The sequence below is a fragment of the Nibribacter ruber genome (genome assembly GCF_009913235.1).
GTDB lineage: Bacteria > Bacteroidota > Bacteroidia > Cytophagales > Hymenobacteraceae > Nibribacter > Nibribacter ruber.
Window position 1 is genome coordinate 231,899 of sequence record NZ_CP047897.1, and the last position, 18,855, is coordinate 250,753.

The window sequence follows — 18,855 nt, forward strand, 5'->3', positions numbered from 1 at the left end:
AAATAAAAATCAGTTCGTCTAATTCTCATTTAATCAATTTTTTCTTGCCAAAGTGGAAGTCCGGCCTTAATTTGCTTTTTGAATAATGCCCGTCATACCAGCGAAAACCTTCTTATAAGGCACTTTCTGGAGGCTTTTGACACCGTGGGCCACAGTTTTAGCCAATCCGTAAATGTTTATAGCACTCAGTACTTTTACTATAGCCAATGACATGGCACCGGCGGTGAAAGAGGCCTTTGTGAACCGCCCTGGTTTAGTGGAAGGAGCCCCCGGATTCATTCGCCTGCAGGTAATTTCGCCCACAGACAATCCCCAGGAAATCTGGCTCATTACCCAATGGACAGATGAGGAAAGTTATAAGGTCTGGCACCGCAGCCACCTGTACCATGCCTCGCACAGCGGGATTCCCAAAGGTTTGAAGCTGGTGCCAAGATCGGCGAAGGTCAGGTTTTTTGAACATATCTGCGAATAGAAGAGAGGAAAGCAGACATGCCAGAAAACAGAAGAAAAGCAGCGGCGTTACTAAAGCGTCTGGAACCCGAGTTGGTGGAGCAAACCCTGGCCCTGGTCTATGCCCAGAACCCAGACATGGAGGCCCGCTACGGCGAGTACGGCAAAGAGAAGTGCCGGCAAGACACCCACTACCATTTCTCCTACCTGATAGAATCTGTGGGTTCTGGCAGTTCGGCGTTGTTCAATGATTATGTGTTGTGGGCCCAGCAGGTGCTGGAAACCCGCCATTTGCCTGTTAAAGACCTGCACGCGCATTTGGGTGCGCTCAAAGACGTGGTTACTCAGAACCTGCCCATAGACCATTATGTGCTGGTGGCCAACCACCTCAATAGCGCCTTGCACGTGCTGGAAGAGAGACACGGCCTTCCGCCAGAGACAGAACCGATTCTTAGTGATGTGGCCCAACAATACCTTGACTTTCTGCTAAATGGAAAGCGCCACCAGGCCATTGAACTGGTTTTAAATGAAGTGGAGAAGGGCGTGCCTATAAAAGAAATTTACCTCACGGTGTTTCAGGCGGTGCAGCACCAGATTGGCCGGCTCTGGCAACTAAACAAGATAAGCGTGGCCCAGGAACATTTTTGTACCGCTGCCACGCAGTGGGCCATGTCGCAACTATATCCGCAGGTCTTCGGCTCAGAAAGGAACGGCTTGAAACTGGTGTCTACCTGCGCCTCCGGCGATTTGCATGAACTGGGCGTGCGCATGGTCAGCGACTTTTTTGAAATGGAAGGCTGGGATACGTACTACCTGGGTTCTAACGTGCCGGTGCATAGCCTGCTCAGCGCCCTAAGGGACCAAAAACCAGACCTCTTGCTTTTGTCAGCCACCATGACCTACCACGTGCCTGCGGTAGAAGCAGCCATTGAGGCGGTAAAAAAAGCCCAGGACTTGCAGGACATTAAAATAATGGTGGGCGGCTATCCGTTTAATACCGCAGAAGGGCTCTGGCAACAAGTAGGCGCAGACGGACACAGTAAAAACGCCCAGGAGGCGCTGGAATTGGCGCAGGAGCTAATAAAAAAGTAACTCAAAAGAGAAGGAGAGGGTTTGGAAAGAAAGAACGGGATGGTGTGGCGATGTTCACTGGAAGGGACGGTTTTGGAGGTGGTCTCCACAGATTTTCCCAATCTTGCTCCAGAGCCTGCAGGCAAATCGTTTATGGAAGGTCTCAGCAAGTCTTCAAGGGACTTGGCCAGCGTCTGGTTCCAGAAGTTTCCAGCCAGTGTCAGCCTTCTGCCCAACGTCCGGTTTGCCAATGATCCCACGGGGCAGGCATTTACAGTAGGCCTTACCAAAGTGGGCGAGGAGTTCTGGATGTTCTGGAGTACTGCGCAGGCCATGCTCCCGCTACCACCACAATTGTCTGGCACCCATTACCAGGAGGACGAGCAGGCAAATACCCAACCCCATAAAATCTGGGAACCAGACCTGCAGCACGTAGAACTGCTGGAGGAACTGAGCCGCGTGAACAATGAACTGGTCAACGCCCGCCGCGAGCTGATACGGCAGAACATAGAGCTGCACCGCATTCACCGCAAGTCAAGTGAGAACAAACCTACCTGAACCGTTTTTGGGCTTTTTTCTGGAAAAGAAGCCAAAAACGGGTGGATTGAAGCTTTCATTCTTTCTCACCTGACCTTCAAAAATTCCCTTCCTACAATCCCTGCTCTTTCAGAATCCTGAACACTTTCTTGCGCATGTAGAAGAGGCGGCCCGTCATCACCCCAAAGATGATGGCATACGTGAACGCAGACAACATCTGGCCATGAAACCAATGCCCGAACACCCACTTCTTAGAAAATGTGAACAGCAGATAAACCAGCAGCGTGATGATGCTGATGCGGTCAAAGGGTGCTATGATTCTGTTGCTCTCCTCATGCCATTCAATGGTAGAAAGATTGCCCACCAACAAGCCAATAATCTCTCCCAACACCAATCCGCTCATGGCCAGTGGCCAGCCTATGTGATGCGTGTACACATGATAGCTCAGTAACAGGAGCATGAGGCTGGAGAGGCAGGTGAACATGAAAACGCGCACCAGTAATTTGCGCTGGAAGTGTCTATGCAGGGAGAGAGACAATTTGGGCATATAGCGTTTTTGGCCTGTTTTCTGGAAAAGAATGAAAAAATGACAATTTAGTATGCATGCCAACTAAATTTTAGTCATCTTCGTAATCCAAACCCATCATCTTGTTGTACGCCCCTTGGAGCTCAGAGAAGGCGTGCAACTGACCCTGCTGGCGGCTTACCTGCATGCCTTTCTGGTAAGCCTGCTGGGCCAGGGTGGGTTCGTCTAACTGTAAGTAAAGGCTGGCGGCATGGTAGTAAGTTCCCACGTAGTCCGGGTGCTCTGCCAGAAGTTTCTCGTAGAAAAAACGGGCTTTCTCCACGTCAAAAGCACGGTATTCCGTAGCAATGGCGTAGAGCGTGAACGGGTCCTGCGGGTCATCCTGGTAAAAGGCCAGGAGTTGAGCCAATCTGCTGTTAGACGTTTCCATTTGATGAATTATTCTTTAAATTGCCCACAAATTTAATGTAAAATCCACTAACCTTAAGTGAGATGAAATTCTTAGTTTGCATTAGTAACGTACCAGACACCACCACTAAAATCTCGTTTACCCCAGATGGTAAGGATTTTAATACGGCAGGTGTTCAATTCGTGATCAACCCATATGATGAGTACGCGCTAACCCGCGCCATTGAGCTGAAAGAAGCTTTGGGTGGAACAGTAACCGTTTTAAACGTAGGAGAGGCTGACGCCGAACCAAATATCCGCAAGGCCCTGGCCATTGGCGCCGATGACGCCATTAGAGTAAACATCAAACCTACCGACGCTTTCCTTGTTTCTACCCAGATAGCGCACTACGCCAAAGAAGGCGGGTATGACCTTATCCTGATGGGCCGCGAGTCTATTGACTACAACGGTTTTCAGGTGCACGGCATGGTAGGCGAGCTGTTGGGCATTCCAACCATCGCGCCGGCCATGAAGCTGGACATCAACGGCACTACGGCTACCGTAGAGCGTGAGATTGAAGGCGGCAAGGAAATCATTGAAGCCGCTTTGCCATTAGTGGTGAGCGCGCAGCAGCCTATGACCGAGCCAAGAATCCCGAACATGCGTGGTATCATGACGGCCCGTACCAAGCCTTTGCAAGTGGTGGAAGCGGTTGGTCAGGATTCCAAGACGCAGGTGCAGGGGTACCAGTTGCCACCGGCCAAGTCTGGCGTGAAGATGATTGACGCAGAGAATGCCGGTGACTTGATTAAATTATTACGCAACGAAGCTAAAGTTCTATAAGCATGTCAGTTTTAGTAGTGATAGAATGCGCGAACGGCGAGGTGAAGAAGTCTTCTTTGGAAGCCGCTTCGTACGGAAGCAAAGTAGCGTCTACCTTAGGCACCACCGCTACGGCTGTGGCCATTGGAGACGTACAGGCCAATGCGTTGACTTCTTTAGGGGAGCAAGGCATTACCAAAGTATTGTTGGACAATGACAGCCGCCTGACCAATTTTGTGGGTGCTGCCTATGTGAAAGTGATTGCCGCCGCCGCTCAACAAGAGAACAGCAGCGTGATCATTGCCTCTAACTCTAACATTGGTGCCGCCATTGGCTCTAGGTTAGCCGTGCAGTTGGGTGCATCTTTGGCGACTAACGTAGTGGCGTATCCAGAGATTTCTGGTTCTTCTTTTAAAGTGCGCCGCGGGGTATTTTCTGGCAAGGCATTCTCTGACGTAGAGTTGACTTCTGACAAGAAAATCATCCTGGTGAAGAAAAACGCAGTAGATATTGAAACGTCTGCTGGTGCAACTGCCAACGTAGAGAACTTCTCTGCTTCTTTGACAGACGCTGACTTTGCCGCCGCTCCCAAAGAGACCATCAAACAGTCTGGTGACATCCTGTTAACCGAGGCGGATCTGGTAGTTTCTGGTGGTAGAGGTTTGAAAGGACCAGAGAACTGGCATTTAATTGAAGATTTAGCCAAGGCTTTGGGCGCGGCAACGGCCTGCTCTAAACCAGTGGCAGACGTGGGCTGGAGACCTCACCATGAGCACGTTGGCCAAACTGGTATCACCGTGAGCCCTAACTTATACATTGCCGTGGGTATCTCTGGTGCCATCCAACACCTGGCCGGGGTTAACTCTTCTAAAGTAATTGTCGTTATCAATAAAGATCCAGAAGCTCCGTTCTTCAAAGCCGCCGATTATGGCATTGTAGGAGACGCGACTGAGGTTGTTCCTAAATTGATAGAAGCCGCCAAGGCTTTAGACAAATAGAAGAGATATTGTGAAGAAAATTGAGCTAGAGATTCTGGGTTTGTCCTCCAGTCAGTCCCAGTCAGGGTCGTTTGCGCTGGTGCTGGGGGAGAAAGACGGAAGCCGCCGGTTGCCCATCATCATTGGTATGTTTGAGGCACAGTCCATTGCCATACAGATAGAGAAAATCAATCCCACCCGTCCTCTGACGCATGATCTGTTTAAGACCTTCGCCCAGCAAATGGACGTGTCTGTGCAAGAGATCATGATCTCAGACTTAAAGGAAGGGGTGTTTTTCTCCAAGATTGTCTGCCACGCCGGCGAGAAGGAGTTTGAGCTGGACGCCCGTCCCTCAGACGCCATTGCCATTGGTCTGCGCTTTGGGGTGCCCATTTATACGGTAGAGTCTGTTCTTTCTGAGGCCGGCATCATCTTAAGTGACCTGGAGGATGAAGAGGAGGAGGACGATGAAGAAACCGATGAAATCCCTACTTCCTCAGGGGCGGGGAGCAGCAGTTCTGCCAGTTCTTCTTCTAGCAAAGCCAAACTCACGGAGGTATCTGTAGACGAGCTGAACCAGATGCTGAATGAAGCGCTGGAGAAGGAAGACTATGAGAAGGCCGCTAAAATACGTGATGAGTTGAACAAGCGGAATTAAGCTTTTTAACAGATTTGAAAATAAAGTCCTGGGGCAACTCAGGACTTTTTCTTTTTATGTGAAATTTGGCTTATTTTTGAAAAATTTGTTTTCTATGTTCAGTGTCCTTCAGGGAGCCATCGGCTATTTTGTCCTCATCGCGATTGCCATTCTTTTCTCTACCAACCGCAAAGCCATCAGCTGGAAACTGGTAGGGGTAGGTATCTTAATACAGATTATTTTTGGCGTGCTGGTTACAGAGGTAGACTTTGTAAAAGCGGGGTTTGAGGCCGTGAGTGAAGGTTTTGTGAAGTTGCTTAGTTTCTCCAGCGCTGGTTCTCAGTTCCTATTCGGGGAGTTAGCCAACCCTGCCTCTAAGACGGGCATAGGTTATATTTTTGCGTTCAACGTGTTGCCTACCATCATCTTCTTCTCAACGGTAACGTCTGGTCTTTATTATCTGGGCGTGTTGCAGAAAATAGTGTACGGCATTGCCTGGGTAATGTCAAAAGGGATGCGTTTGTCTGGGGCCGAGAGCCTTTCAGCGGCCGGTAACATCTTCTTGGGGCAGACAGAGGCTCCTTTGTTGGTGAGACCTTTTATCCAGCACATGACCCGTTCTGAGTTAATGTGTTTGATGACGGGTGGTATGGCCACTCTGGCAGGCGGGGTACTGGCAGCCTATGTAGCCTTTTTAGGGGGCGGCGATCCTGCGCAGCAAGCCATCTTTGCGGCGCACTTGTTAACGGCGTCGGTAATGAACGCCCCGGCAGGTATTGTCATGGCCAAAATCTTGGTGCCAGAAACGGAAGGTGACAAAATCAATACTGAGCTGCAGGTGAACAAAGAGCAGCTGGGCGTGAACATCATTGACGCCATGTCTACCGGTGCCGCAGACGGCTTAAAACTTGCCTTGAACGTGGGCGGTATGTTGTTAGCCTTTATTGCCGTGATTGCATTGCTTAACTATATCTTATTGAGCCTGGGCAACTTCTCTGGCTTGAATCAAATCATTGTGGACAGCACCGGCGGCAGGTTTGAAGGTCTGAACTTCCAGTATCTTTTGGGACAGGTGTTTAGAGGGTTCGCTTTCTTGATGGGCAGCCCGTGGGACGATACTTTGCAGGTAGGTAGCTTGCTGGGCCAGAAGACGGCCATCAATGAATTTGTGGCCTACCTTGATCTGGCTAGCATGAAGGAGAAAGGCACCATTTCGCCTAAGTCCATCATTCTGGCCACGTATGCCTTGTGCGGTTTCTCTAACTTCAGCTCCATTGCCATTCAGATTGGTGGTATTGGCGGGATGGCACCTAGCCAGCAAGGGAACCTGTCCATCCTGGGCCTAAGAGCCCTGTTGGGAGCTTCCATTGCTTGTATGATGACGGCAACTATTGCTGGTATCTTGTTTGAATTATAGGAGATAGAAAATCTCCTTAAAAGAAGAGCCCGTTTTTGGCCTGTTTCCTAGAAAACAGGCCAAAAACGGGCTCTTTCAGTTGAAGGGTAGGAGTGCGGCTACTCGTTGTTTTGGCGCTCTTCTTCCTGGCGTTCGTCTTCCTCAATCTGCTCCACTTTCTTGGCATCACGCATGAGGCGGTTGGAGAAGATGAAGTCATTGAGTTCACGTACCTTGGTGTCCATGATGGTAGAACTGTGGCCCTCCCAGAGTTTCTTGCCCTGGTACATGAACATCACATTGTCACCGTACTCCAGCACGGAGTTCATGTCATGGGTCACCACAATGGTGGTGATGTCATACTCTTCCGTGATTTCCTTGATGAGTTCGTCAATCTTGATGGCCGTCAAAGGGTCCAGACCAGAGTTGGGCTCATCGCAGAAAAGATAGGTGCAGTGCGGGGCAATGGCCCGGGCAATGCCCACGCGCTTTTTCATCCCGCCGCTCAGTTCAGAAGGCATCAGCTTACCGGCATTTTCCAGGCCCACGCGCTTGAGACAGAACTCCACGCGCTCTCTGCGCTCTTGCCTGTCCATGTCTGTGAGCATCTTGAGGGGGAATTCCACGTTCTCGTTCACGTTCATAGAGTCAAACAAGGCACTGCCCTGGAAGAGCATGCCAATCTTGCGACGTATTTCCTGCCGGATGTCTAGTTTGTTGTTGGTGAACACGCGGCCGTCATAGGTGATGCTGCCCACGTCTGGCTTTACCAAACCCACTATGCATTTCAAGAGCACGCTTTTACCGGTACCACTGGCGCCCAGCAGCATGTTCATTTTGCCAGATTCAAAGACACCGCTAATGCCGTCCAGCACTTTCTTGTCATTGAAGGTTTTATGAATGTTGTGTATTTCAATCATGTGTAATCAAATCAAATAAGAAACTGCCGCGCTTCTACAGCAATACCTGGGCACAGACATAGTCGGCTATGAGAACCGCAATGACGCTGTTGGTAACGGCCTTGGTACTGGCCTCGCCAACTTCCAGGGCTCCGCCGGTGGTAAAATAGCCTTTATAGGAGGAGATGGAGGCAATGATGAACGCAAACACCAAAGACTTGATTAGGGCGAACGTAATGTTAAACGGGATGAACGCGGTTCTAAGCCCTGTAATGTACTCTTGCCCGGTCAAGGCGTTAGTTAACGTACCCGCCACGTAGCCGCCCAGAATGGATAAGAACATGGCAATGATCACCAGCATGGGAAATACCAGGATGGAAGCCAGGATTTTAGGCATGACCAGGTATGAAGTGGAGTTGATTCCCATCACTTCCAGGGCATCTACCTGTTCCGTAATTTTCATGGTTCCCAGACCGCCGGCAATGTTGGAGCCCACCTTGCCCGCCAATACTATGGAGGTAATGGTTGGGGCCAGCTCCAGTACCGTCATCTCGCGCACCATAAAGCCAATGGTGGAGCGGGGAATAAGGGCGCTGGTCAGGTTGTAGGAAATCTGGACGCAGGTTACGGCGCCAATGAAGGTGGCCACCACAGCCACAATGAAGATAGAGTCTATGCCAATCAAGATGGCTTCGTCAATGGTTCTTTTGAAGATGATTTTAGGAGATTCCCCGCGCCTGAAGAGCGAGCCTAAAAAGAGGAGGTATGCACCAAAGTTTTTCATGAATGGGAACGTAGGCCGTAGCTGGTTCTGCCCTTGCCAGAGCGGAAATAGGCACTTCTTGTTTTCAAATGCCTATATTACGTTGAAATAAGATAAAACATCTATCCCATGCAAAAATATATAGTGGTAACCGGTGGGACCAAGGGGATTGGGCGGGCCATCGTGGATAAATTTGCGGTCGAAGGATTTCACATCATCACCTGCGCGCGCAATGAGAAGGATCTGCAAAAACTGAAGCTAGAGATAGAACAGGACTACACTTTCTCCAAGGTTTTTTACCAGGCCGTAGACGTGAGCCTACCCGGCGAAGTGCAGCGGTTCATCAACTACATACAGTCCCTGAAAGTGAAGATTGACGTGCTGGTGAACAATGCCGGCTTTTTCATACCCGGCACCATTCATGAGGAAAGCGACACGGTGCTGCGAGAGATGATCAACACCAACCTTTACAGCGCCTATGACCTGACCAAAGGACTGGTAGGGGAGATGATTAAGCGCAAGGACGGCTACATCTTCAACATCTGTTCTACCGCCAGCATCACGGCCTATACCAATGGCGGTTCTTACTGCATAGCCAAACACGCGCTTTACGGCATGACCCGCGTCCTGCGCGAAGAACTGAAAGGGCACGGCGTACGAGTGACTGCGGTCATTCCTGGAGCCACGCTCACGGCTAGCTGGGAAGGCGTAGATTTGCCGCATGACCGCTTCATGAAGCCCGAGGACGTGGCCAATGCCATCTGGAGTGCCAACTGCCTTTCCAGGCAGACGGTCATAGAAGAACTGGTGCTTCGGCCACAGCTAGGCGATATTTAAGTTGGTTGTTGGCTGTTTGTTGTGAGATACACGTTTATTAAAAAATCTGAATCTGTTTTTGGTCTTATTCCTGAAAAACATCCCAAAAACGACCAGTCTTGGCTGCAAGTAAATGGTAGCCGAGCTTAAAATTTTAGTAAAAAGATTTATACCCTAAAAATCGAGCAAGCAACAACCCCGCAACGAATAACATATTCATTAAATTTGAGCAAAATCTTTGATATGGAACTAGAAGGAAAAGTAGTGGTGATTACGGGTGCCAGCAGCGGCATTGGTTTGGCGGCGGCCAAGATGTTATTAGAGAAAGGTGCCACCGTTGTGAGCTGGAGCCGCTCTAAACCCAAAATCTCCCATCCTGACTTTTACTATTTTGAATGTGACGTGCGCCATGAGCAGTCCGTATGGTCTGCGTATGAGCAAACCGTGGAGCGCCTGCGCCAGAACATCTCTGTATTGATCAACAATGCCGGCTTGGGCATTCAAGGCGCGCTGGACACCATGAGTCCCAAAGACTGGCACACTATGATGGAGACCAATGTGAACGGTATTTTCTACTGCACGCGCCTGGTGTTGCCGCAAATGAAAAAGCAGCTGGAAGGCCACATCATCAACATCTCTTCCATTGCCGGTTTGACGGGTATTGAGAACATGAGCGGCTACTGCGCCACCAAGTTTGCCGTGCGGGGTATTTCGCATTCCTTGTTCAAAGAGGTGAGACCATTTGGCATCAAAGTGACGTGCATCTACCCAGGCTCTACGGCCACGCACTTCTTTGATGGTTTTGAAGGCACCGGCACCGCGCCAGAAAATATGATGCAGCCAGAAGATATTGCCTCCACCATTCTGCACGTTCTGCAATCGCCGCCCAACTACCACCACGTAGACATAGAGGTGCGCCCGTTAATGCCGAAGGGCAGACCAGAGAAAAAGAAAGCCTAACCCAGAAGAATGGGAATTGAAATAAAAGATTTGACCAAAGTATATGGTCCGCAGGCGGCTGTGGACCATATCTCATTTACGGTAGGCACTGGTGAGATTGTAGGCTTCTTAGGCCCCAACGGAGCCGGCAAGTCCACCACCATGAAGATTGCCACCTGCTACCTTCCGCCCACCAGCGGCACCGTTCTGGTAAATGGCTACAACGTAGTAGATGACCCCAAACAGGTGCGTAGACAAGTAGGCTACCTACCCGAGCACAACCCCTTGTATCTGGACATGTACGTGCGCGAATACCTGCACTTTGTAGGCAAGCTGCACGGCCTGGGCGGTAGTGGGTTGCAAGCCCGCACTGAAGAAATGATTCAGCTCTGCGGCCTGGATCGCGAAAAACACAAGAAAATTGGGGCCTTGTCCAAAGGTTATCGTCAAAGAGTAGGATTGGCCCAGGCCATGATCCATGATCCGGCGGTGTTGATCCTGGATGAGCCCACCACAGGCTTGGACCCGAACCAGATTGTAGAGATTAGGCAATTAATTAAAACCGTTGGCCAAGAAAAAACGGTGTTGTTCTCCACGCACATCATGCAAGAAGTGAGCGCCCTCTGTGACCGGGTGCTCATCATCAACCAAGGCAAACTGGTAGCGGATAGTCCCGTGGCCGAGCTCAAAAACATGGGCCGCAAAGAGATGCGCATCTTAGCAGAGTTTGAAGCCGAGGTAGACACGTCGGCTATTCTTACCTTGCCACAGGTTCAGCGCATTGAACCCGCCGGATTGCACAAATTTAGAATCATTGCCACTTCAGGGTCAGATTTACGATCCGCTATTTTCAGGTTGGCAGGAGAGCAAGGCTGGCCATTGGTAGGACTTCAGCAGGAAGAAAATTCTTTGGAAAAGCTCTTCCAGGACTTGACGCAGAACAAGAAATAAGAATTCCGTTTTTGGCTTGTTTTCTGGGAAACAGGCTAAAAACGAAGATGGATGTACTTTCACTTCCTTATGCAAGACTTTTTATTTTATCTCCTTTTAGGACTCGCTATATCAGGCCTGACTTTTTATTTAAATAAAGGTGCAGCAAAGAGCATCAATCAGGATGATGAAGGGTTTACAAACTTGAAGATGCCTAAATTGTATGCAATTATTGGGGTATTAGGACTAGTTGGCGGCGCAATTTTTCTAGGGTCCTTCCTAGTGGTGGAGGATATAGATGTAGTAACGACAGTAATATCACTAATTCTGTGCTTAAGTATTCTTTGGGGACTAGGAATAATCTGTTTACTCTGGTATTTCAACCATACGTTGAAATTTGATGAATTTTCTTTAGAGGTTGTGAATGTCTACGGAAAACAAACTAAGATTTATTGGCAGGATATAACATTCATGAAGTTCAAGCCATTTTCAGGACTTTTAATTTTAAAAGATGAAAACAACCAAAAAATAGCAATCCATCAGCATTTGGTTGGTTTAAGTGCCTTTACATCCATGATAGACTTAAAGACCTCTTTTAATTCTGAGGAATTAAAAATGCCAGTTTCAAAGCCTTTTATTAAGGGATTCTAACAAGAGGCAGATCTGATTTTTACGCATTTTATATAGTACATACTAAACCCCAAAATCTAGATACTAGCGTCTAACCTCTAGTGTCTCACCAATATGTTAGCAATCTTATCAAAAGAGTTTAACTCCTACCTCAACTCGCTCATCGGGTACATCGTCATTGGGGTGTTTCTGGTGGCAACGGGCCTGTTTATGTGGGTCTTCCCAGACAGCAGCGTGCTGGACTATGGCTACGCCGATTTGCAGAGCGTTTTCTCCCTGGCGCCCTGGCTGTTCTTGTTTTTGATTCCGGCTATTACCATGCGGGCCTTCGCCGAAGAGCGCAAGGCTGGCACCATGGAACTGCTCCTGACCAAACCGCTCTCTGATACGCAGTTGCTGTTGGGCAAGTACTTTGCGTGTCTGCTATTGGCCTTGTTCGCGCTGTTGCCTACGCTATTGTACTATGTGAGCGTGTACTTGTTGGGAGATCCGGTGGGAAACATTGATTCGGCAGCGGTAGCAGGTTCTTACTTGGGCTTGATTTTCTTGGCGGCGGTTTTTGTGGCCATGGGCATTTTTGCGTCTTCGCTGACTGAGAATCAGATTGTGGCCTTTATTCTGGCGGTGTTTCTGTGCTATCTGGTGTACACTGGCTTTGACCTGCTGGCCTCTATTGATGCCTGGGGAACGGCCTCGTATTACATTGCGCAATTAGGTATTTCGTATCACTACAGCTCCATCTCAAAAGGATTGATTGACTCCAGAGACGTGCTGTATTTCTTGAGTGTGATCACCATTATGTTATTAGGAACCAAACTGGTATTGGAGAGCAGAAAATGGTAGAGCAGACACATCCAACTCCAGAAAACCAGGCAACCGTAGCAGAAAGCCGAAGACGCCAGGATTGGACTTTCTTTCTGGTAGCCGTGGGCCTATTGCTGGTCCTCAACTTTGTGGCCAGCCGTTATTTCTTCAGAATTGACCTCACCGAAGACCAGCGGTATACCATCTCTGACAAGACCAAGAACTTGCTGGGCAACCTCAAGGAACCGGTACAAGTGACGGTGTACCTGGAGGGTGAATTCCCGGCGGGCTTTAGACGTTTGCAGAATTCCACCCGCGAGATGCTGGAGGAATTCAGGCTCTACAGTGACGGCAAACTGGACTATAATTTCGTGGACCCCAGCGCCAACACCAATGAGGAGGCCCGCAACCAGTTTTACATGCAACTGGTCCAGCTGGGCCTGCAACCTACCAACCTGTTCGCGCAGGAAGGCGATAAAAAGGTAGAAAAGATTGTCTTTCCGGGCGCCATTGTAGCCGGGGCTGGCAAGCAAACCGCCGCTACGCTTTTAAAAGGCAACCAGGCCGCGCCACCCGATGAGCGCCTCAACCAATCCATAGAAGGGTTGGAGTATGAACTGGCCTCGGCGGTACGTAAAGTGGCGGCTGCCAGCAGCGGCCGCATTGGCGTTTTGCAGGGCCACGGTGAACTGTGGGTACCCAAAGCGGCTGACTTTCTGGGCACGCTCTCGGAATACTACACCGTGAACCGCGTGGAATTGTCTCAAGTACCGGATTTGCATTCGTTTAACCTGGTGGTGATGATGAAGCCCACCCAGCCCTATACAGAGCAGGACAAATACAAGCTGGACCAGTTTGTGATGCGCGGCGGCAAAATTTTATTCTTACTGGATGGCGTACGCGCTGAGTTGGACAGCATCAGGAACGAAGGCATGTTGGCTCTGCCCAATGATGTGAACCTGCAGGACTTGTTGTTTAAGTACGGCGCTCGCGTGAATCCAGACTTGGTGCAGGATTTGAACGCCAGCTTCATACCAATGGTCACGGGCTACATGGGCAATCAACCCCAGACGCAACTGGTGCCTTGGCGGTATTACCCGCTTATCAACAGCTTCAGCAAACTGCCCATGACCCGCAACTTAGACGCGGTGCAGGCCAAGTTTGTAAGCTCCATTGATACCGTGAAGGCCGTGGGCATTAAGAAGACGCCCTTGCTGTGGTCCTCGCAATACTCGCGCAAGCGCCCGGCGCCGGTGTCTTTGTCCTTGAACGACCCCAGAATTGACCGAGATCCCAAATTGTTCGGGGAGCAGGCCGTGCCTATGGGCTACCTGCTGGAAGGCAGCTTTAAGTCGTTGTGGACCAACCGTCAACCTCCGGCCGGTTCTTCCATTCCGTTTATGGGAACCAGCAAGCCCACCAAACTAGTGATTTTCTCAGACGGCGACCTTGGCGCCAATGAAGTGGACCCTAAAACCGGAAGGCCCATGGAACTGGGGTATGACCGCTTCACGCGCCTGCGCTACGCTAACAAGGAACTCCTTAAAAACACGGTAGATTTTCTCTTGGATGAAAAAGGCCTTATTGAGCTTCGCGGCAAGGAAATCAAACTACGCCCCCTGGATAAAGCTAAACTGCGCGATGAGCGTACCCAATGGCAGGTGTTGAACCTGGGCATTCCCTTGGTGCTGCTGTTACTGTTTGGCGTGTTTAAATTCTGGTTCCGGAAACGGAAATACGCTAGGTAGGATTAAACTTACAGTATAGAGATAGTTATTGTGAGTGCAGCCAATGAGGTAACCAAAAAGCGTTTTTAGCCTATTTCCCAGAAAACTGCCCAAAAACAGAGTCACCGTCGTGGCTCTGTTTTTTTATGCGAAAATGGTAAGGACATGGGCTTCAGGAAAATAAAATCTTGGGATGGGCCGACCGGGGGAAGAGATTTGCGTAAACACGCGAAAAGATAATTATTCACCCCTTAAGAGTCCTCCAGCATGAAGCGTCTATTAATTTTTTCCTATATCGGCTTGATCGTGCCCTTCTTGATTTCCTGCGATAGTGAGTTGGTAGCGCCAGCGGGTGCGGCCCAGGTGCAGACCCAGGCGGCCTACGGTTCCTGCAGAACGTACCAGTACATTTCCAAAGGCGGCGAGGAAACCAACTACGGTGCAGCGTATGGAGAAGTATTGCTGGTAGGCTTCAGAGAAGGAATGACGCTGAAAGAAAAAGAAAAGCTGGTACGCCAGAGCAGCCTGTACAAAAGCATAGCCGGTGAAGTGGCCATGGAGTCTGGCCTGATCACCCTGGTGCAATTAAAACCCAGAAGCACCTGCGCCGATGTGGAGCTTTTGAGAGACCAGTTGCAGCGCCATCCAGACGTACTGTTTGCCAACCCGGCGTTTAAGGCTCAGCCGGGGCAGGAGGGAGAAGTTGCCTGGCTGGGGCTTTCCAACGAATTTCTGGTGTTTATTGAGCCGGGTACGCAAGCTCAGTTAGAGGCCCTGGTTGCCCAAACCAATTCCACGCTGGTGTTTTCCCTTTCAGAAGAATTGCACCTGATCAGTGTCACCAAAACTTCTCAAGGCGATGCCCTGGCCCTAAGCAACCTGTTCAACCAGCAGGCCTTTGTGGTAACGGCAGAGCCTAATTTTGTCTTGCAGGCCGTGAACGGAAGTATGCAGGACGCCGCCTCGCAGACGGTGCTCAAAAAGATGAAACAGTCTAGATAGCCAAGCCGCTGAAGAAGCAAAATCCGTTTTTGGCCATATTTCTGGAAAAGAGGCAAAAAACGATGTTCTATATAGAACAATCCTATGTTTGTACGTAGGAAAAGAGCCTTTTTTGGTTAACTTTGCTTTGTTATTGTCTTTTCCAAACCGAACTATATAGGATGAAATTCATTGTATCTTCTACGGCGCTTTTAAAGCAGCTTACCAGCATCAACGGGGTAGTGGCTAACAACCCCGTTGTCCCGATTCTGGAGAACTTCTTGTTCGAGATCAACGATGGCGTTTTGACCATCACCGCCAGTGACCTGGAGACATCCATGATCACAGAGATACACGTGGAGGCCCGCGAGAACGGTAGAATTGCCGCGCCGGCCAAAATATTGATTGACACCCTTAAAAACCTCCCAGACCAGCCGGTGACCTTCACCATTGACGAGGAGACCTATACCATTGAAATCAGCTCGTCTAACGGCCGCTACAAGTTGTCTGGTGAGAATGCCACAGACTTTCCTAAAGTGCCGGTAGTACGCGGCGGCAACGCCATTGAGATACCTTCTAACGTCTTGAGCCGCGCCATCAACAAAACCATTTTTGCGGTGAGCAATGATGAGTTGCGCCCCGCCATGACCGGTATTTTTGTGCAGTTGGGCAGTGACAACATCACGTTTGTGGCCACAGACGGCCACCGCTTGCTGCGCTACAGACGCAAAGACGTGAGCAGCGAGAACGCCGCTTCTATCATCATCCCTAAAAAAGCCTTCAACCTGCTGAAGTCCACGTTACCTAGTGAGGCCACGGCGGTGAGAATGGAGTTTAACACCTCTAACGCGTTCTTCAGCTTTGACAATATTAAAATGATCTGCCGCCTCATTGATGAGCGCTACCCAGATTATGAGAACGTGATTCCGGCGCAGAACCCTAACAAGTTGAGCATTGACCGTTATGACTTCCTGAGCTCTGTAAAACGTATCTCAATCTATTCCAACAAAACTACGCACCAGGTTCGTCTGCGCATTACCGGAAGCGAACTGCAGATCTCTGCCGAGGACTTAGACTTCTCCAATGAGGCCAGCGAGCGCCTCACCTGCCAGTACGACGGCGAGGACATGGAGATTGGCTTCAACGCCAAGTTCCTGACGGAAATGCTCAGCAACATGGATTCAGATGAAATCACGCTGGAATTGTCTACGCCCAACCGTGCCGGTCTTTTGATGCCAGCCAACAACGATGACGAAGAGAATATTTTGATGCTGGTGATGCCAGTGATGTTGAATAACTACGTATAGTTATTTCTTCTTTTAGAATATTGGAAGCCTCCTCTGGAAACAGAGGAGGCTTTTTTCTTTGGCGTTTTTGGCTGGTTTTCTGGAAATTAGGCTAAAAGCGAGTGCTGGTGTCTATCTCTATCAATTGAATTAAATCCGGATTCTGCTTTGGGGATGGGCAGATTCCTGGCGACAAAGAACTCATTACTTATACAGGCCTTATAGTGTGCGCGGTACCTACAATTACATTCATTCGTTTTTGGCCTGTTCCTCTCTAAATAGCCCAAAAACGGATACGGAGTTCAGTACTCACAACTCACAAGCAACACGAACATTCCACCTTTCTATTTGCTTACACCATATCCTCCGCCCATAAGTATCACAAAGTGATTGGAATTCAAGTCTGTTCTAAACAAAAACACCACCCATGGCAGAGATGGGGCAATTCAAGATGGAAGGCCGCTTGAATAAGAAAAAGCTGTTACCTTTGTGGCATGAACCAAGCGGCCCTCGGGCGCTAGAACCATGAAACAGATGAAGAAATCAGAAATACACTTTAGCATTGCCTTAGATGACCAGCGCGTACCAGAAGCCATCAGCTGGCGCGCTACAGATGCCGGGGATGACATGCACTTCGCCAAGGCCATCAACATTGCCCTGTGGGACCGGAATGACACTGGCACCATGAAGATAGACCTCTGGACCAAAGACATGCCCGTTGATGAAATGAAATATTTTTACATTGACACGCTGGGAGCCATGGCGCAAAGCCTGGAGTCTGCCACCAATGACAAGGTAATGGCCGAGAAAATGCGTGCCCTTTGCCAGGAGTTGATGGCACACGTAGACGAGCAGCAGAAACGCAACGCCCAGAACAACCCGCAGGCGTAAGCTTGCCTACTGCCTATAAACGAAGAAGCCGCTCTTGCAAGAGCGGCTTCTTCGTTTATAGGCAGTAGGATAAAATCTTCTATTTGTTTACGCTAGAAGCAGGTTTTACTACGGCTACCTCAGGCTTAGGAAAACTACGCTTGGCGTCTTCGTCAGACGGTGAAACCAAGGTCTTGGCCACCTTTCCGTTTCGTTTTTCTAACTGCAAGGCATATTGCTTGTCATGGGCCACCAAGGCTTTGCGTGAGCTATAGTATTGAGAATATTGAGCAGTGCTCAGCAGGCTCTCCAACTGAACATCACGGTCTTTACAAACTCCTTTGATACATTTGTCTAGTTCAGCCGGGTTGCTGGCAAACTTCTCCTCAAAGGCCACCATCTTTTTGGCGTTCTCTAAGTTAAGCGCCCGAAGCTTTCTGGATTGGAATTGGTTTAACTGAAGTTCCTTGATCATCTTGTCAGACAAGCTGGCGGCTCTCTGTTCTGCCGGTCCCTGGGCAAATGACGTTACACCGGTTAGGAGCATGATTACGAAGGCGAACACAAACTTTCTCATAACTTTATCAGTTTTTAGTGACAACAACACAATTCCCGTGCCATCTTCTTAGGAACAACGGCCTCGGTAAAAAAGTTGATTACTCCTGTAAAAAATTAAACGAGACCCAGAGGCTAGGGTTATGTCATTTGCCGAAGAAAACCATTGCATAGTCCTTGCAAACCCTACAAAATAGTAGAGTAAACTGAAGTGTAATGCTCTGAATATCAATTAAAAAGTGTTCTTCCACATCATGGATTCAACCGGGTAGGGCGTGCGGTCATTGTATTTGGCGTTGGGCTTGAGATTGTAGTAGTTTTCAATGCCGCCGTTCACCACAAAATAGATCAACTGCCCTATAGGCATGTTGTGGTACACCCGTACTTTCTGGCTTACAGAGATCTCCAGGGTCCAATGGTTGCAGAACCCCACGTCCCCTTTACCGGCGGTGGCGTGGATGTCAATCCCTAAACGTCCTACGCTGGATTTCCCTTCCAAAAACGGCACATGGGCATGGGTTTCAGTGTATTCCTCAGTCACGCCCAGGTACAGCTTGCCCGGTTCCAACACGTAGCCTTCCTCCGGAATCTCAAACACGTCTATCTCATTGTGCTTGCGGGCATCCAGCACCTCGTCACGGTAAGAAGCCAGGTACTTGCCCAAATGCACGTCATAGGAGTTGGTGCCCAGGCAAGAACGGTCATAGGGCTCAATCTTGATGGTGCCTTTCTCTATTTCTTCCAGTATTTGACGGTCTGTGAGGATCATGGGTGTTGGGTAGTCTAGATTACAGACGCAAGGTACGGGAAAATGGCGTGTTTTGCCACTTGATGCGTCACTTGACCCGGTAA

The 18,855-nt window shown here is 49.4% G+C and carries 22 protein-coding genes; 16 read left to right on the top strand and 6 right to left on the bottom strand.

Features of this window, described 5'->3' with window-relative positions:
* Positions 1–172: 172 nt before the first annotated feature.
* From GU926_RS00940 to GU926_RS00950, 3 genes are read left to right on the top strand one after another with little or no spacing between them, the layout of a single operon-like run.
* Positions 173–472, top strand: coding sequence for an antibiotic biosynthesis monooxygenase family protein (locus GU926_RS00940; RefSeq protein ID WP_160688125.1), 300 nt, complete (start codon positions 173–175; stop codon positions 470–472).
* Between the two features lie 17 nt (positions 473–489).
* On the top strand, positions 490–1,542 hold the full coding sequence (locus GU926_RS00945; RefSeq protein ID WP_160688127.1) for a cobalamin B12-binding domain-containing protein: 1,053 nt from the start codon (positions 490–492) through the stop codon (positions 1,540–1,542).
* A gap of 21 nt (positions 1,543–1,563) precedes the next feature.
* Positions 1,564–2,079 (top strand): hypothetical protein, encoded by a 516-nt coding sequence (locus GU926_RS00950; protein WP_160688129.1) that lies wholly within the window; start codon positions 1,564–1,566, stop codon positions 2,077–2,079.
* Between the two features lie 91 nt (positions 2,080–2,170).
* On the opposite strand, the gene GU926_RS00955 is transcribed toward GU926_RS00950, so the two are convergent.
* Together GU926_RS00955 and GU926_RS00960 are read right to left on the bottom strand one after the other, a co-directional pair.
* Positions 2,171–2,605 (bottom strand): hypothetical protein, encoded by a 435-nt coding sequence (locus GU926_RS00955; RefSeq protein ID WP_160688131.1) that lies wholly within the window; start codon positions 2,603–2,605, stop codon positions 2,171–2,173.
* A 70-nt stretch (positions 2,606–2,675) separates the two neighbouring features.
* Positions 2,676–3,014 carry a tetratricopeptide repeat protein gene (locus GU926_RS00960; RefSeq protein ID WP_160688133.1) on the bottom strand — a complete coding sequence of 113 codons (339 nt, stop codon included), beginning with the start codon at positions 3,012–3,014 and terminating at the stop codon, positions 2,676–2,678.
* Positions 3,015–3,076: 62 nt separating this feature from the next.
* Between GU926_RS00960 and GU926_RS00965 the strand changes: the two genes are divergently transcribed.
* The 4 genes from GU926_RS00965 to GU926_RS00980 all read left to right on the top strand — a co-directional run bounded on the left by GU926_RS00965 (position 3,077) and on the right by GU926_RS00980 (position 6,824).
* Complete coding sequence (locus GU926_RS00965; protein ID WP_160688135.1) at positions 3,077–3,814, top strand: electron transfer flavoprotein subunit beta/FixA family protein; 738 nt, start codon at positions 3,077–3,079, stop codon at positions 3,812–3,814.
* Positions 3,815–3,816: 2 nt separating this feature from the next.
* The gene (locus GU926_RS00970) at positions 3,817–4,791 is read left to right on the top strand and encodes an electron transfer flavoprotein subunit alpha/FixB family protein (protein ID WP_160688137.1); all 975 of its coding nucleotides are present in this window, start codon (positions 3,817–3,819) and stop codon (positions 4,789–4,791) included.
* Between the two features lie 10 nt (positions 4,792–4,801).
* Positions 4,802–5,428, top strand: coding sequence for a bifunctional nuclease family protein (locus GU926_RS00975; protein WP_160688139.1), 627 nt, complete (start codon positions 4,802–4,804; stop codon positions 5,426–5,428).
* 94 nt (positions 5,429–5,522) lie between these two features.
* Positions 5,523–6,824: a NupC/NupG family nucleoside CNT transporter gene (locus GU926_RS00980; protein WP_160688141.1), complete on the top strand. Its 1,302-nt coding sequence runs from the start codon at positions 5,523–5,525 to the stop codon at positions 6,822–6,824.
* Between the two features lie 98 nt (positions 6,825–6,922).
* Here the strand turns inward: GU926_RS00980 and GU926_RS00985 are convergent, their stop codons facing one another.
* Both GU926_RS00985 and GU926_RS00990 read right to left on the bottom strand, forming a co-directional pair.
* On the bottom strand, positions 6,923–7,723 hold the full coding sequence (locus GU926_RS00985; RefSeq protein ID WP_160688143.1) for an ABC transporter ATP-binding protein: 801 nt from the start codon (positions 7,721–7,723) through the stop codon (positions 6,923–6,925).
* A gap of 34 nt (positions 7,724–7,757) precedes the next feature.
* A complete protein-coding gene (locus GU926_RS00990) occupies positions 7,758–8,486 on the bottom strand; it encodes an MlaE family ABC transporter permease (protein ID WP_160688145.1) in 729 nt (242 codons plus the stop codon).
* Between the two features lie 108 nt (positions 8,487–8,594).
* Here GU926_RS00990 and GU926_RS00995 point away from each other — a divergent pair, with 108 nt between their 5' ends.
* The 9 genes from GU926_RS00995 to gldC all read left to right on the top strand — a co-directional run bounded on the left by GU926_RS00995 (position 8,595) and on the right by gldC (position 17,469).
* Positions 8,595–9,302, top strand: coding sequence for an SDR family NAD(P)-dependent oxidoreductase (locus tag GU926_RS00995; protein WP_160688147.1), 708 nt, complete (start codon positions 8,595–8,597; stop codon positions 9,300–9,302).
* A 222-nt stretch (positions 9,303–9,524) separates the two neighbouring features.
* Positions 9,525–10,241, top strand: a complete 717-nt coding sequence (locus tag GU926_RS01000; RefSeq protein ID WP_160688149.1) for an SDR family oxidoreductase — start codon at positions 9,525–9,527, stop codon at positions 10,239–10,241.
* Positions 10,242–10,250: 9 nt separating this feature from the next.
* Entirely contained in the window at positions 10,251–11,171 is a 921-nt protein-coding gene (gene gldA, locus GU926_RS01005) for a gliding motility-associated ABC transporter ATP-binding subunit GldA (RefSeq protein WP_160688151.1), read from the top strand.
* 69 nt (positions 11,172–11,240) lie between these two features.
* Positions 11,241–11,801: a hypothetical protein gene (locus tag GU926_RS01010; RefSeq protein ID WP_160688153.1), complete on the top strand. Its 561-nt coding sequence runs from the start codon at positions 11,241–11,243 to the stop codon at positions 11,799–11,801.
* Positions 11,802–11,894: 93 nt separating this feature from the next.
* Positions 11,895–12,623, top strand: a complete 729-nt coding sequence (gldF, locus tag GU926_RS01015; RefSeq protein ID WP_160688155.1) for a gliding motility-associated ABC transporter permease subunit GldF — start codon at positions 11,895–11,897, stop codon at positions 12,621–12,623.
* On the top strand, positions 12,617–14,332 hold the full coding sequence (gene gldG, locus GU926_RS01020) for a gliding motility-associated ABC transporter substrate-binding protein GldG (RefSeq protein ID WP_160688157.1): 1,716 nt from the start codon (positions 12,617–12,619) through the stop codon (positions 14,330–14,332). Before gldF ends, gldG begins: the two co-directional genes overlap by 7 nt.
* Positions 14,333–14,578: 246 nt before the next feature.
* On the top strand, positions 14,579–15,313 hold the full coding sequence (locus GU926_RS01025) for a hypothetical protein (RefSeq protein WP_160688159.1): 735 nt from the start codon (positions 14,579–14,581) through the stop codon (positions 15,311–15,313).
* Between the two features lie 161 nt (positions 15,314–15,474).
* On the top strand, positions 15,475–16,599 hold the full coding sequence (dnaN, locus tag GU926_RS01030) for a DNA polymerase III subunit beta (protein WP_160688161.1): 1,125 nt from the start codon (positions 15,475–15,477) through the stop codon (positions 16,597–16,599).
* Positions 16,600–17,112: 513 nt separating this feature from the next.
* Entirely contained in the window at positions 17,113–17,469 is a 357-nt protein-coding gene (gene gldC, locus GU926_RS01035) for a gliding motility protein GldC (RefSeq protein WP_160688163.1), read from the top strand.
* A gap of 79 nt (positions 17,470–17,548) precedes the next feature.
* Here the strand turns inward: gldC and GU926_RS01040 are convergent, their stop codons facing one another.
* Together GU926_RS01040 and dcd are read right to left on the bottom strand one after the other, a co-directional pair.
* Positions 17,549–18,025, bottom strand: a complete 477-nt coding sequence (locus tag GU926_RS01040; RefSeq protein ID WP_160688165.1) for a hypothetical protein — start codon at positions 18,023–18,025, stop codon at positions 17,549–17,551.
* Positions 18,026–18,235: 210 nt separating this feature from the next.
* Positions 18,236–18,772, bottom strand: coding sequence for a dCTP deaminase (gene dcd / locus GU926_RS01045; RefSeq protein WP_160688167.1), 537 nt, complete (start codon positions 18,770–18,772; stop codon positions 18,236–18,238).
* Positions 18,773–18,855 lie beyond the last annotated feature (83 nt).

Bases quoted from the DNA above. Each gene is read 5' to 3' on its own strand.
- GU926_RS00985 (WP_160688143.1), bottom strand. From the start codon at position 7,723: ATGATTGAAATACACAACATTCATAAAACCTTCAATGACAAGAAAGTG.
- GU926_RS00940 (WP_160688125.1), top strand. From the start codon at position 173: ATGTTTATAGCACTCAGTACTTTTACTATAGCCAATGACATGGCACCG.
- GU926_RS00995 (WP_160688147.1), top strand. From the start codon at position 8,595: ATGCAAAAATATATAGTGGTAACCGGTGGGACCAAGGGGATTGGGCGG.
- dcd (WP_160688167.1), bottom strand. From the start codon at position 18,772: ATGATCCTCACAGACCGTCAAATACTGGAAGAAATAGAGAAAGGCACC.
- dnaN (WP_160688161.1), top strand. From the start codon at position 15,475: ATGAAATTCATTGTATCTTCTACGGCGCTTTTAAAGCAGCTTACCAGC.
- GU926_RS00970 (WP_160688137.1), top strand. From the start codon at position 3,817: ATGTCAGTTTTAGTAGTGATAGAATGCGCGAACGGCGAGGTGAAGAAG.
- GU926_RS01010 (WP_160688153.1), top strand. From the start codon at position 11,241: ATGCAAGACTTTTTATTTTATCTCCTTTTAGGACTCGCTATATCAGGC.
- gldA (WP_160688151.1), top strand. From the start codon at position 10,251: ATGGGAATTGAAATAAAAGATTTGACCAAAGTATATGGTCCGCAGGCG.
- GU926_RS01025 (WP_160688159.1), top strand. From the start codon at position 14,579: ATGAAGCGTCTATTAATTTTTTCCTATATCGGCTTGATCGTGCCCTTC.
- GU926_RS00965 (WP_160688135.1), top strand. From the start codon at position 3,077: ATGAAATTCTTAGTTTGCATTAGTAACGTACCAGACACCACCACTAAA.
- GU926_RS00955 (WP_160688131.1), bottom strand. From the start codon at position 2,605: ATGCCCAAATTGTCTCTCTCCCTGCATAGACACTTCCAGCGCAAATTA.
- GU926_RS00945 (WP_160688127.1), top strand. From the start codon at position 490: ATGCCAGAAAACAGAAGAAAAGCAGCGGCGTTACTAAAGCGTCTGGAA.
- GU926_RS00960 (WP_160688133.1), bottom strand. From the start codon at position 3,014: ATGGAAACGTCTAACAGCAGATTGGCTCAACTCCTGGCCTTTTACCAG.
- GU926_RS00990 (WP_160688145.1), bottom strand. From the start codon at position 8,486: ATGAAAAACTTTGGTGCATACCTCCTCTTTTTAGGCTCGCTCTTCAGG.
- gldC (WP_160688163.1), top strand. From the start codon at position 17,113: ATGAAGAAATCAGAAATACACTTTAGCATTGCCTTAGATGACCAGCGC.
- gldG (WP_160688157.1), top strand. From the start codon at position 12,617: ATGGTAGAGCAGACACATCCAACTCCAGAAAACCAGGCAACCGTAGCA.
- gldF (WP_160688155.1), top strand. From the start codon at position 11,895: ATGTTAGCAATCTTATCAAAAGAGTTTAACTCCTACCTCAACTCGCTC.
- GU926_RS01040 (WP_160688165.1), bottom strand. From the start codon at position 18,025: ATGAGAAAGTTTGTGTTCGCCTTCGTAATCATGCTCCTAACCGGTGTA.
- GU926_RS00980 (WP_160688141.1), top strand. From the start codon at position 5,523: ATGTTCAGTGTCCTTCAGGGAGCCATCGGCTATTTTGTCCTCATCGCG.
- GU926_RS01000 (WP_160688149.1), top strand. From the start codon at position 9,525: ATGGAACTAGAAGGAAAAGTAGTGGTGATTACGGGTGCCAGCAGCGGC.